The sequence below is a fragment of the Marinobacter zhanjiangensis genome, from assembly GCF_014651935.1.
Lineage (GTDB): Bacteria > Pseudomonadota > Gammaproteobacteria > Pseudomonadales > Oleiphilaceae > Marinobacter > Marinobacter zhanjiangensis.
Genome location: NZ_BMXV01000007.1, coordinates 172,728 through 185,447 on the forward strand (window position 1 = coordinate 172,728; position 12,720 = coordinate 185,447).

Genomic DNA, 12,720 nt, shown 5'->3' on the forward strand with positions numbered 1-12,720 from the left:
TTGTTCAAGCATGGAATTGGATCAACTCGTATCATGCTGACGCCAGTTCTTCTGCTGATGTCGCTGGTCATTACCTGCCTGCCCGATAAGGCGTGGGCCCAGGATCCTGCGGCCTTCTGGCAGATGGACGAATCCCAGTGGGACGGCACTAACGGCGAGGTCATTGACAGCAGCGGCAATGGCAATAACGGCACTGCCCGTACCGCCGGCGGCGACGGTTCGCTGCCTGATACCGAAGATGCCAAGGTATGCCGGGGCGGTCGGTTCCGGGGACAGGGCTTCGTAGAGGATGGCGTTTATACGGATGCCCAGCACTATGTTGATGTTCCCGATGCCCCGGAGCTTTCACCACAGGTTGGCGATCGGGATTTGACTATCAGCGGCTGGGTGAAACTGAACTCTGTCAACGGTACTCAGACTCTGCTGCACAAGGGGGAGGGCGGCACCTCACAGGAATACAACGTCACTGTGGCAGACGGTACGCTGCAGATGACCTTGTGGAACCGATATGGTGGGGGTCAGACAGTATCACTGGACAGCGAAACGATGGTGGCTGATCGCTGGTATTTCTTTGAGGCGCAGGTACGTCCCGCCTTCTCCGTATCCGGTATCGGTCGGGTGGCATTGAGGGATGCTGGCGGGGATCTACTGGATGAAGAAAGTGCCTATATGTTCTTTCTGTTTGATAACGACTATGTGAGCGCCAAGCCTTTTGACGGTCGTCTGGTCCTGGGGGGTGTTCGATACGGTTCCGGTTCTCCGGTCAACTTCCTCGACGGCACACTCGACGAGGTACGAATACACGATGATTGGCTGGATGGTGATGATCTCGATAACCTGTCGCGTGAGACTCGAGACTGTGGTGCGACAGGTCCGCAGACCTGCTTTAACGATGAGTTCAGCAGCGGAAACCTGTCTGACGACTGGGCTACCTCCGTGTCCCGTGGGTCGTTTACACCCCAGATAGTCAATGGCCGCCTGCGTATGACTGAAAGCGTGGGCAACCAGGCCACTGCCGTCAGTTATCAAAGTCCATTTCCTGGCGCTGACAACCTGATACAGGTCGAGTTTGACTACTACGCATATGATGGCTCAGGTGCTGATGGGCTGGCGGTGGTTTTTTCTGATGCCTCTGTCACTCCGCAGGCGGGTGGCTATGGCGGTTCCCTCGGTTATGCACAAGAGCCGGATGGCAGCGGCGGCTTCGCCGGTGGATGGCTGGGTGTTGGCCTGGATGAGTATGGCAACTTTTCACACGACAGCGAAGGCCGGGAGGGAGGTAACAACGAACGGACCCTGGATTCAGTGGCCGTGCGTGGTGCTGCGCCTGACTACGAGTACATTGCAGACTCGGGAGAGCTGAACCCGGGTATTGATTCGAACAATGACAATAGTCCTTACCGGTACCGGATAACCATTGATTCCAGGGGCGGACAGATTCCGGTGCTTACCGTTGAGAGAAATGGCCGTGGAACCGGCAACCAGTTCCGGACCGTGATCCAGGAAACGCTCACTGGCCAGCCGCAAATTCCGGAGAACCTGCTACTTTCATTGACCGGGTCGACAGGCGGCTCAACCAACATCCACGAACTGGATAACCTGCAGGTCTGCGCGGACAAGGTAGGACAGGTGCAGAATCTCGTGGATCACTTCGAGATTGAGCACAGTGGCAACGCACTGACCTGCCAGCCTGAAGAGGTTGTCATCCGGGCTTGCGACGATGACAACTGCGACGTGCTGTTTACCGATCCGGTCGAGGTAACCCTGGCACCTTCAGGCTGGTTGGGTGGCGATACGTTCACCATGACCGGGGGTGTCGCCACTCGCTCGCTGGCGATTACCGGCCCCGGCACGGTCACCCTCGGCGTGCCTGCATCCGATCCGGGTACGGTGGCTTTCTCTAGCACCCTGTGCGATGACGGAACCGGTGGATTCGCAGCGGACCAGTGTGATCTGACCTTCTTCGACTCGGGCTTTGATATTTCGATTCCCGATCACATCGCCAATACCGGGGTGACGGCGAATATTGCGGCTGTGCGCAAGGACGACACTACCCAGCAGTGCGTGCCCGGTTTTGATAATGAAACCAAAGACATCGCGCTCTGGTCCTCGTACGTCAATCCATCGACTGGTACCAGGAATGTCTTTGTTGATGACAATTCTCTGCCTACTTCTTCGGGAGACACAACCTCGCTGGATTTTGACGAAAACGGTGAGGCAACCGTTGGCCTACGTTATCCCGATGTCGGCCGTGTCCGCCTGAACGCCCGCTATGAAGGCTCCGGGGATGACGCCGGTCTGGTCATGACGGGGGACGGCACGTTTGTGGCCCGCCCCGACCACTTCCAGCTCGATGTCCCGGGCAACCCGGCAGCCACCTCAGTGCAGGACGACAATGCCTTTGTTGCTGCTGGCGAGGATTTCGAGATCCGTGTGTCATCCATCAATGCCAGCGGTGATGTGACGCCGAATTTTGGCAGAGAGACGCCGGCCGAAGATGTGAGCCTGGAGTCGACGTTGGTAGCACCGGCAGGTGGGGATGATCCGCCGATGTCCGGCGCGTTCGGAGCCTTCGGGGAAGACTGTGATGGCGCGTCGGCTGCTGACGGAACCGCCTGTGGTCTGTTCCAGTGGCCCGAGGTGGGTGTCATCAGCGTTAACCCAACGTTGGCCAGCGGCAGCTACCTTGCTACGGCAGACGTGACCGGAAATGCGGTCAGTCACGTGGGGCGCTTCGTTCCTGCCCGGTTCAACGTGAACATCGTTGAGCAGGGTGAGGTTGAACCCTTCTGTTCCTCTTCCACGGCGTTTACTTATACCGGTCAGACCTCCAGCTGGCGAGGTGGGGCGGAGCCATTGCTCACGGTCGAGGCGTTGAATTCCGACGGTGTGGTGACCCGAAACTACACCCTGGAGGACTTCCAGCGGCTGTCACCCGGGAGTCTCACACGTACGGCAGGCACTGCGGATGAGTCTGCGCTCGATACCAATGGCGATCCATTTCCGGTTACGGCCAGTCTTGACCTGCCGGCAATGACCGTCGTGGGGCGTGGGCGGTTGCAGTACCAGTTTGCGTCGTCCGATGAGGTCACCTACGACAAGACCCCGCAGTCCCGTGTGGAGCCATTCACACCGGACTATCAGATCGAGCTGACGCAGTTGGAGGATGCGGACAGTGTATCGTCGCCCCAGTTGCCTATGGATCTGGAGCCCGATTTCGACTTTGAAATGAGGTACGGCAGGTTACAGCTGGAGAACGTCTACGGCCCCGAAACGTCCAACCTCACCATGCCCTTCCGGGTGGACTACTACACGGCGGCTGGTTTTGTGCAGAATACAGCGGACAGCTGTTGGGTCTATAACACAGCAAACGTGTCACTGGACCAGTCCGATCTTTCTGGAGGGAGTATGTCGGTAGTGGCGACGTCTGACACCCTGGTAGCAGGAGCCCCGGCGCCAGACGCCGGAATCCTCCTGACCGCTCCGGGCGAGGGTAACCAGGGTGATGTGAGGGCGACGTTTTCGGTGCCTGCATGGCTGACCGGGGACTACGATGATAACGGTGTGCTCGAAGATCCCACCGGTCTCGCCACCTTCGGCGTCTACCGCGGCCACGACCGCATCATCTACTGGCGCGAAGTGCTCGACTGAACCCGGTGGGCGAGCTTTAGTGCTCGTCCACCTCCTCATGATCCATCCCCAGCTCGTTGATCTTACGGGTCAGGGTATTACGGCCCCAGCCCAGCAGAATGGAGGCATCCCGACGGCGGCCGCCGGTGTGCTTGAGGGCGGTCTCTATCATGATTTTCTCGAATTCCGGCACCGCGTAGTCGAGTATGCCCTTCTTGCCCCGGCGCAGTTCCTGCTCGGCCCAGTTGCGCAGGCCTTCCTGCCAGGTCTGGCCGGTGGCGGGGGCTTCCGCCTGCTGCATCAGCTCCGGCGGCAGGTCGTCGATATGCACTTCGCGGCCACTGGCCATTACCGTCAGCCAGCGGCAGGTATTCTCCAGCTGGCGCACGTTGCCCGGCCAGGGCAGCGTGGTGAGGTATTCCTCGGCTTCCGGGCGTAGCACTTTGGGTTCCACCGCCAGTTCCTTGGCGGCGCGCTTGAGAAAGTGCTGCATCAGGCGAGGGATATCTTCCCGGCGCTCCGCCAGTTTAGGCAGGTGTACGCGGATGACGTTCAGGCGGTGGAACAGGTCCTCCCGGAAGGTGCCGGCTTCCACCAGTTTTTCCAGGTCCTGGTGGGTGGCGGCGATGATGCGCACATCCACCTTGATGGGTGTTGTGCCACCCACCCGGTAGAACTCGCCATCCGCCAGTACCCGCAGCAGCCGGGTCTGGGTATCCGCCGGCATGTCGCCAATCTCGTCCAGGAACAGGGTGCCGCCATTGGACTGCTCGAACCGGCCCTGGCGGGCAGCCGCGGCGCCGGTGAACGCGCCCTTCTCGTGGCCGAACAGTTCAGACTCGATCAGGTCCTTGGGAATGGCGGCCATGTTCAGGGCGATAAAGGGATGGCTGGACCGGGGGCTGTGATTGTGCAGAGCCTGGGCCACCAGTTCCTTGCCGGTGCCGCTTTCGCCGTTGATCAGTACCGTGATGTTGGAGTGTGACAGCCGCCCGATGGCCCGGAATACCTCCTGCATGGCTGGTGCCTCACCGATGATTTCCGCGTTGCGGTGGGGCGACTCGGTACTGGGTTCGGAGTTGGCGCGGCGTTCATGGCTGTGGGCCACCGCCCGTTTCGCCAGGGCCACCGCGTCATCCACGTCAAAGGGTTTGGGCAGGTACTCGAAGGCGCCACTCTGGTAGCTGGTGACTGCGCTTTCCAGGTCGGAGTGGGCGGTCATGATGATCACCGGTACATCCGGGTGGCTTTCCACCACCCGGGACAGCAGGGCGATGCCATCAATGCCCGGCATGCGGATATCACTGATGATGGCATCCGGCTCCTCGTGCTCAAGGCGCATCATCACATTGTCGCCGTTCTCGAACACCCGGGGCTCCATTCCGGCCTGGGTCAGGGCGCGTTCCAGCACCCAGCGTATGCTGCGGTCATCATCAATGATCCAGACGTTTGCCGGTTGGCTCATCGCGTGGTCTCCTCCAGCGGCAGAAAGATAATAAAGTCGGTCGAGCCCGGTTCGCTCTCACACTCCACCAGGCCGTGGTGCTGTCCGATAATGCTCTGGGTGATGGACAACCCCAGGCCGGTGCCGTTGGCACGACCACTGATCATGGGATAGAAAATGTTCTGTAACAGGTCCTGCGGAATGCCCGGTCCGTTGTCGATAATATCCACCCGGCACACCAGGCGGTGGCGTTTCTGGCCGATGGTGAACTGGCGCAGAACCCGGGTGCGGAAGGTGATGGTGGGTGGCTCGGTGCTGCAGGGCTGGTCCCGGTAGTCGAAGGCGGCTTCCATGGCATTGCGGGCGATGTTCAGGAAGGCCTGTATCAGCTGTTCCTTGTCGCCGGGGAATTCCGGCAGGCTGATGTCGTAATCCCGGCGGAAGTTGAGGCGGCCGCGGCTCTCGGCCTCCAGCAGTGTGCGTACCCGCTCCAGTACTTCGTGAATGTTGGTGGGGGCCAGTGTCAGGGCCCGGTTGGGGCCCAGCATACGGTCCACCAGGCCACGCAGGCGGTCGGCCTCGTCGATGATGACCTGGGTGTATTCCTTCTGGCTGTCGTCCGACAGTTCCCGGTCAAGCAGTTGCGCCGCACCACGGATCCCGCCCAGCGGATTCTTGATTTCATGGGCCATGCCCCGCACCAGGATGCGGGTGGTCTCCTGCTGGGTAAGCAGGTCCTCTTCCCGGCTGATACGCAGCAATCGGTCCCGGGGCTGGATCTCCAGCAGCAGGTGGCTGCCATCGGTACCGTAAGGGGTCACCGAATAATCCACCGTCAGGCGAGAGCCGTTGGCCAGCAGGAATTCCGCCTCACGCCGGGTGTAGGTCTGGCCCGTTTCCACGGCGGCCTGGAGTGTGTCCAGTGACTGGTCTGTTTCCAGCAGCAGAGCGGCAAGCCTGATGCGGTGAATCCGCGCGAGGCTGGTTTCCAGCATGCTCTCGGCGGCCGGATTCAGGTAGTCGATGCGCAGGTCGTTGTCCACAACGATGACGGCGGTGGTCAGGCTGTCCAGTATGGTTCTGTAATCCGTAACGGCTGACATGGAGCTCCCTCGGTTGATGGCCTGGCTGCTGCAAAAAGCGATCCAGAATCGGGATTGCGTCGCAATTTCCTTCGCCGGTGCGCCATTTGCGGGCAGACGCGCCTCTGGCCCGGCCCTTGCCGGCTGTAGCCTGGTGCGGGCGGGATCGGCTTACGGTCATTCAGCGTCGGAAACGCCCCTTGGCGGAACAGAGTATGGCTGTTTGGTGGTGCGAATGCACTAAAGTGGTGCGAAGGGGTTATGGGTGGCCGGGCCAGGGGCCCGACCGGACAGGATACTAATTCTGAACAGAGGGCCGGTGTACGGTGAAGCTGATGGTGTCGCCGGTAAAGATGCGTTCGCCATCCGGGCCAATGACATTGACGCCGGCGTTATGGGTGCCCCTGAACACATTGTTCACGGTGACAGCCCCGGACCGGGTCTGCCCGACGGGCGTGCCATCCATGGTGACTTCGAACCGATGACCCTGGCGCAGGCCGGGTGTGCTGGTGACCCGGAATTCGACGTTGCCGCCGCCGCTCCAGAACGCTTCCTCTTCCGTCGGTGATGTGAAGCCGACGGATTCATAGGCGTCCTGGTCACCGATGCCCTCTTCTTCCTCCGACAGCTGCTGCTCGACCGTCTCCGGCCTCGGCATGGTGATGGTGGTGACGGGCTTTACGTTCACCCGCTCGGCATTGTCGTCCGGCTCGTCGGTAAAGGTCACGTTGCCGTTGTCGTCCACCTGGCGATAGACCTCGGCCTGGGCGGGCAGGGCGATCAGTGCCGATGTAGCGGCGGCGATCAGGAACAGTGCTTTCATGGGCAGAACCTTGTGATGGACCATGACCGGATTATCGGCAGAGCGCACGGGCAATGCAATGTACCATGCGTCGCCTCAGGTTACGGTGAGGTAAAAGTCACAAAAAAAGCCCCGCCGGAGCGGGGCTTTGTGTCTGCTGCACGGCGACTGCGGGGCCGGGGCCCCGAGTTGCCGGTCAGACCGGGCAGTGACTGATCAGACGGAGTAGTACAGCTCGAATTCCACCGGGTGGGTGGTCATGTTCAGCTGCTCCACCTCGCCACGCTTGAGCTCAATGTAGCCGCCAATCATGTCTTCGGTGAACACGCCGCCACGGGTCAGGAACTCGTGATCCGCTTCCAGGCAATCCAGGGCTTCCTGGAAGGTCTCGGCCACGGTGGGGATGTCCAGTGCCTCTTCCTTGGGCAGGTCGTACAGATCCTTGTCCATGGCATCGCCCGGGTGGATCTTGTTCTGGATGCCGTCGAGGCCGGCCATCATCAGTGCCGCGAACGCCAGGTACGGGTTGGCGGACGCGTCCGGGAAGCGAACTTCAATACGACGGCCCTTCGGGCTGCTTACGTACGGAATGCGGATGGATGCGGAACGGTTGCGGGCAGAGTAGGCCAGCATGACCGGCGCCTCGAAGCCCGGCACCAGGCGCTTGTAGCTGTTGGTGGAGCTGTTGGTGAAGGCGTTGATGGCCTTGGAGTGCTTGATGATCCCGCCAATGTAGTACAGCGCCATTTCGCTCAGGCCGGCATAGCCGTCACCGGCAAACAGGTTCTTGCCATCCTTGTTCAGGGACATGTGAACGTGCATGCCGGAGCCGTTGTCGCCAACCACCGGCTTGGGCATGAAGGTAGCGGTCTTGCCATAGGCATGGGCGACATTGTGCACGCAATATTTGAGGATCTGTACTTCGTCGGCCTTGCGGGTCAGGGTGTTGGCGCCAACACCGATCTCACACTGGCCGGCGGTGCCCACTTCGTGGTGATGAACCTCGATATCGAGGCCCATGGACTCCATTGCAGCACACATGGCGCCACGCAGGTCATGCAGGCTGTCGACCGGCGGCACCGGGAAATAGCCGCCCTTGACGCCCGGACGGTGGCCGATGTTGTTGCGATCGAAGTCGTCGCCGGAAACCCAGGCGGCTTCCTCGGAGTGCAGTTCGTACATCGCACCCTGCATGTCGACCTTCCATTTGACAGAGTCGAATACGAAGAACTCGGGCTCCGGACCGAACAGGGCGCCTTCGGCGATGCCGGTGGACTTCAGATATTCCTCGGCGCGCTTGGCCACGGAACGGGGATCACGCTCATAACCCTGCATGGTGGTCGGTTCCACGATATCGCAGGTGATATTGACGGTGGCTTCCTCGGTGAACGGGTCCAGCACGGAGGTCTCGTCGTCCGGCATCAGGATCATGTCGGACTCGTTAATGCCCTTCCAGCCGGAAATTGAAGAACCATCGAACATCTTGCCGTCGGTAAAGAAATCCTCGTCCACTTCTTTGGCAGGCAGGGTAACGTGCTGCTCTTTGCCGCGGCTGTCAGTGAATCGCATGTCGATCCATTTGACTTCGTGTTCTTTGATCAGATCAATCGTTTTGGCCATTGTACTTACTCCGTCAGTTAACCCGGATTGCGGGTGATTTCGGTGTTCGTTGTGCCGGATCGTTCAGCGTTGCTGCGGTCCGATCGTTGATATCAGCGATACCGGCGGCTCCGGTATGGGGCCGCATCGCTCTGATAGTCGGCTGCCGGAAACAAATGCAAACTGCTTGCCAGTTTCAGGCTGGCGCGCCAGAACAGCGCAACCACGGCTTTCCGAGAGGGCGATGGCGCTCTTCGCTGGGGCAAGGCCACGTGAAGCGGCGTCTTGAGTGCACGCTTTTGGTGCAAAACAGGGTTGCCGTGATCATTTGTGGTGCATTTGGCGCCCGAATGCACTGAAACAGAATAGGCATTTTTCTTCATATTAACGACACCCTGTTTCCGATATACTTGCGCGCCTGTTGAAGCAGGATACCGGCCTCACTGCCGGTGACAAGTATTCATTTTCCGGATTTGAGACGCTAAACCCTCTCAGGTCGCCCGACATGCCTCAGGAACCTGTTGTGATTGATAAGCTAAGAAACGTTGCCATTATTGCCCACGTTGACCATGGAAAGACCACCCTGGTAGACCAGTTGCTGCGCCAGTCCGGCACACTGGACCGTAAAGAGCTCGAAAGCGAGCGGGTCATGGACTCCAACGACCAGGAAAAGGAGCGTGGTATCACCATTCTGGCCAAGAACACGGCCCTGAAATGGCACGACTACGACATCAACATTGTGGACACCCCGGGCCACGCCGACTTCGGTGGCGAGGTCGAGCGTGTCATGAGCATGGTTGACAGTGTGCTGCTGGTGGTCGACTCCATCGACGGCCCCATGCCGCAAACCCGGTTTGTTACGCAGAAGGCTTTTGATGCCGGCCTGCGCCCCATCCTGGTGGTCAACAAGATTGACCGTCCCGGTGCCCGCCCGGACTGGGTAGTGGACCAGGTCTTCGACCTGTTCGATAACCTCGGTGCCACAGAAGAGCAACTGGACTTCCCCATTGTCTTTGCCAGTGCCCTTAACGGCGTCGCCGGTATGGAGCACGAGGCCCTGGACGACAACATGGACGCCGTGTTCCAGGCCATTGTCGACCATGTCCCGGCGCCCGATGTGGACCCGGACGGCACCTTCCAGATGCAGATCTCACAGCTGGACTACAACAGCTTTCTGGGCGTGATCGGCATTGGCCGAATCGCACGCGGCAAGGTGAAAACCAATACGCCAGTTACCGCCATCGATATCGACGGCAAAAAGCGTAACGGTCGTATTCTGAAGATCATGGGTCACTCCGGCCTGCACCGGGTAGAGGTGGATGATGCCCAGGCTGGCGATATTGTCTGCATCAGCGGTCTGGATGAGCTGCTCATTTCCGACACCCTGTGTGATCCGAACAATGTAGAGGCGCTGCCTCCGCTGACCGTTGACGAGCCCACCGTATCCATGACCTTCCAGGTGAACGACTCTCCGTTCGCCGGCAAGGAAGGCAAGTACGTTACCAGTCGCAACATCAAGGAGCGCCTGGAAAAAGAGCTGCTGCACAACGTAGCGCTGCGCGTTGAAGACGGCGAGTCGGCAGACAAGTTCAAGGTCTCCGGCCGTGGTGAGCTGCACCTGTCGGTACTGATCGAGAACATGCGCCGGGAGAACTTCGAGCTGGCAGTGGGCCGGCCGGAAGTGGTTATCCGCGAAATCGACGGTGTAAAGCAGGAGCCCTACGAGAACGTTATCGTTGATATCGAAGAGCAGCACCAGGGTCCGGTGATGGAACAGCTGGGCCTGCGCAAGGGCGACATGACCAACATGATCCCCGATGGCAAGGGCCGTCTGCGTCTGGACTACACCATTCCGGCCCGCGGTCTGATCGGTTTCCGTAACACCTTCCTGACCATGACGTCCGGCAGCGGTATCCTGACCTCGACGTTCAGTCATTACGGCCCGCTTAAAGAGGGTGCCATGGGCAGCCGTCAGAACGGTGTGCTGATCTCCATGGCCAAAGGTACGGCGATGACCTACTCGCTGGAGACCCTGCAGAGTCGTGGCAAGCTTTTCCTGGCGCCGGGTGACGAGATTTACGAAGGCCAGCTGTGTGGTATTCACAGCCGCGATAACGACATCGTGGTCAACCCCACCAAGGCCAAGAAGCTCGACAACATGCGTGCCTCCGGCAAGGAAGAAGTGATTGCTCTGGTGCCGCCGATCAGGCACACCCTGGAGCAGGCGCTGGAGTTCATTGACGACGACGAGCTGGTGGAAGTGACGCCCAAGTCGATCCGGTTGCGCAAGAAGCTGCTGACCGAAAACGAGCGCAAGCGGGCTGGCAAGAAGAGCTAAGGCCAGGATTTTTTCGAGGTTGCGACGTACATCCCCTCTCCCTTGAGGGGAGAGGGCCAGGGTGAGGGTGAAAGGCGGGCCGACTGAGAGTTGCCTGCTCCCCCCTCACCCCAAACCCTCTCCCTCCGGGGGAGAGGGGGCTTTTACACATGAATTCCCCCGCCAATCTCAGCTAGACTCCTTTTATCGACATAAAGGAGCGCGCAATGCTGACCCTCTATCCCGAAATCGAACCGAACGTCCGCCACCGGCTTGCAGTGGATCCGCCCCATGAGCTGTACCTGGAAGAATCCGGTAACCCCGATGGCATTCCGGTTATTGTCGTTCATGGTGGCCCCGGCGGTGGCTGCGAGGAGTGGTATCGCCGGTTCTTCGATGCCGAGCGTTTTCGCATTATCCTGCTGGATCAGCGGGGGGCAGGGCGGTCGACACCGCTCGCCGAACTGGAAGGGAATAACACCCAGGCCCTGATTGAAGATCTGGAACGGGTGCGGTCGTTTCTAGGTATTGAACGCTGGATGCTGTTCGGTGGTAGCTGGGGTTCCACCCTCAGCCTGGCCTATGCCCAGGCCCATCCCGAGCATGTGCTGGGGCTTGTGCTGAGGGGGGTCTTTCTTTGCCGTCCGGAAGATATCCACTGGTTCTACCAGCATGGTGCCGGGCGGGTGTTTCCTGATTACTGGCGGGACTATGTGGCGACGATTCCGGAGGACGAGCGGGCAGACATGGTGTCTGCCTATTACCGGCGCCTGACTAGCGACAATGAGCTGGAACAGATTCAGGCCGCCAAGGCCTGGTCCGTGTGGGAGGGCCGTTGCGCCACCCTGCACCCCAACCACCGCGTGGTGGAGCACTTTGCCCACCCCCATACGGCCATCGCCCTGGCCCGTATCGAGTGTCATTACTTCATGAACCATGCCTTTCTGGAGCCCGGGCAGCTGCTGGCCAATGCGCATCGGCTGGCGAAGATTCCCGGCATTATTGTTCACGGGCGTTACGACATGGTCTGCCCGCTGGATAATGCCTTTGCTCTCAGTGAAGCCTGGCCCCAGGCCGAACTCCAGATTATCCGGGATGCGGGTCATTCGGCGTCCGAGCCGCCCGTTATCGACGCACTGATGCGGGCAGTTGAAACCGTGTCCCGGCAGGCGGACCCGCGCCTGGCCTGAACGCCGTGGTGGCATCGCCGGCGATGTCGGAATAGCCGGTAAAAAAATTCATTGGCCGGCGGGTAACCCTACTTGCACGCGGCTAATTCCACCGATAGAATCCGATCCGTCTTCAAGCCAACCTCGTTACAGGGACGTCATGAAGGGATTGATCCAGAGGGTGACCGGGGCCAGTGTGTCGGTGGATGGCGAGGCCATTGCCAGCATTGATCAGGGCCTTTTGTTGCTGCTCGGGGTCGAGAAAAAGGATACCGAAAGGGAAGTGGATGCCCTGCTTCGCAAGATCACCCGTTACCGGGTCTTCCCTGATGACCAGGGGCGAATGAATCGCAGCCTTGAGGATTGCGGTGGTTCGCTGCTGGTGGTTCCCCAGTTTACCCTTGCCGCCGATACCGGTTCCGGCACCCGTCCGGGGTTTTCCGATGCGGCCGGGCCTGATATGGCGAGCGACCTGGTGGATGAGTTCGTTCGCCGGGCCGTTGATTTGATGGGGCAGAGCCGGGTAGGGCAGGGGCAGTTCGGGGCCGATATGAAGGTATCACTGGTCAATGACGGACCGGTGACATTTTTGTTGACGGTTTGAATAAAACTGTAATAAAAGGCTGTTATTTTTACAGTCGGCCAGGTGGTAATGCGCCCGGTTGTGGTGCGGCGGA

9 protein-coding genes are annotated in these 12,720 nt (G+C 59.9%); 4 read left to right on the top strand and 5 right to left on the bottom strand.

Features of this window, described 5'->3' with window-relative positions:
* The first annotated feature begins 33 nt into the window (after positions 1–33).
* Complete coding sequence (locus IE079_RS15220; protein ID WP_189577642.1) at positions 34–3,651, top strand: DUF6701 domain-containing protein; 3,618 nt, start codon at positions 34–36, stop codon at positions 3,649–3,651.
* A 16-nt stretch (positions 3,652–3,667) separates the two neighbouring features.
* Here the strand turns inward: IE079_RS15220 and ntrC are convergent, their stop codons facing one another.
* From ntrC to IE079_RS15245, 5 genes are all read right to left on the bottom strand, one after another.
* Positions 3,668–5,095, bottom strand: coding sequence for a nitrogen regulation protein NR(I) (ntrC, locus tag IE079_RS15225; protein ID WP_189577643.1), 1,428 nt, complete (start codon positions 5,093–5,095; stop codon positions 3,668–3,670).
* Positions 5,092–6,177 (bottom strand): nitrogen regulation protein NR(II), encoded by a 1,086-nt coding sequence (gene glnL / locus IE079_RS15230; protein WP_189577644.1) that lies wholly within the window; start codon positions 6,175–6,177, stop codon positions 5,092–5,094. Before glnL ends, ntrC begins: the two co-directional genes overlap by 4 nt.
* A 277-nt stretch (positions 6,178–6,454) precedes the next feature.
* Positions 6,455–6,979: a DUF4124 domain-containing protein gene (locus tag IE079_RS15235; RefSeq protein ID WP_189577645.1), complete on the bottom strand. Its 525-nt coding sequence runs from the start codon at positions 6,977–6,979 to the stop codon at positions 6,455–6,457.
* A gap of 195 nt (positions 6,980–7,174) precedes the next feature.
* Positions 7,175–8,578, bottom strand: a complete 1,404-nt coding sequence (glnA, locus tag IE079_RS15240; protein WP_189577646.1) for a glutamate--ammonia ligase — start codon at positions 8,576–8,578, stop codon at positions 7,175–7,177.
* 92 nt (positions 8,579–8,670) lie between these two features.
* The gene (locus IE079_RS15245) at positions 8,671–8,940 is read right to left on the bottom strand and encodes a hypothetical protein (RefSeq protein WP_189577647.1); all 270 of its coding nucleotides are present in this window, start codon (positions 8,938–8,940) and stop codon (positions 8,671–8,673) included.
* A 140-nt stretch (positions 8,941–9,080) separates the two neighbouring features.
* Between IE079_RS15245 and typA the strand changes: the two genes are divergently transcribed.
* From typA to dtd, 3 genes are all read left to right on the top strand, one after another.
* Positions 9,081–10,895, top strand: coding sequence for a translational GTPase TypA (typA, locus tag IE079_RS15250; protein ID WP_189577648.1), 1,815 nt, complete (start codon positions 9,081–9,083; stop codon positions 10,893–10,895).
* A gap of 206 nt (positions 10,896–11,101) precedes the next feature.
* Entirely contained in the window at positions 11,102–12,064 is a 963-nt protein-coding gene (gene pip, locus IE079_RS15255; protein ID WP_189577649.1) for a prolyl aminopeptidase, read from the top strand.
* 139 nt (positions 12,065–12,203) lie between these two features.
* Entirely contained in the window at positions 12,204–12,647 is a 444-nt protein-coding gene (gene dtd, locus IE079_RS15260; protein WP_189577650.1) for a D-aminoacyl-tRNA deacylase, read from the top strand.
* Positions 12,648–12,720: the final 73 nt, after the last annotated feature.

What these genes read in the sequence shown, in the direction of transcription:
- dtd (WP_189577650.1), top strand. Translation starts at nt 12,204, where the DNA reads ATGAAGGGATTGATCCAGAGGGTGACCGGGGCCAGTGTGTCGGTGGAT.
- IE079_RS15235 (WP_189577645.1), bottom strand. Translation starts at nt 6,979, where the DNA reads ATGAAAGCACTGTTCCTGATCGCCGCCGCTACATCGGCACTGATCGCC.
- IE079_RS15245 (WP_189577647.1), bottom strand. Translation starts at nt 8,940, where the DNA reads ATGAAGAAAAATGCCTATTCTGTTTCAGTGCATTCGGGCGCCAAATGC.
- ntrC (WP_189577643.1), bottom strand. Translation starts at nt 5,095, where the DNA reads ATGAGCCAACCGGCAAACGTCTGGATCATTGATGATGACCGCAGCATA.
- glnL (WP_189577644.1), bottom strand. Translation starts at nt 6,177, where the DNA reads ATGTCAGCCGTTACGGATTACAGAACCATACTGGACAGCCTGACCACC.
- pip (WP_189577649.1), top strand. Translation starts at nt 11,102, where the DNA reads ATGCTGACCCTCTATCCCGAAATCGAACCGAACGTCCGCCACCGGCTT.
- IE079_RS15220 (WP_189577642.1), top strand. Translation starts at nt 34, where the DNA reads ATGCTGACGCCAGTTCTTCTGCTGATGTCGCTGGTCATTACCTGCCTG.
- glnA (WP_189577646.1), bottom strand. Translation starts at nt 8,578, where the DNA reads ATGGCCAAAACGATTGATCTGATCAAAGAACACGAAGTCAAATGGATC.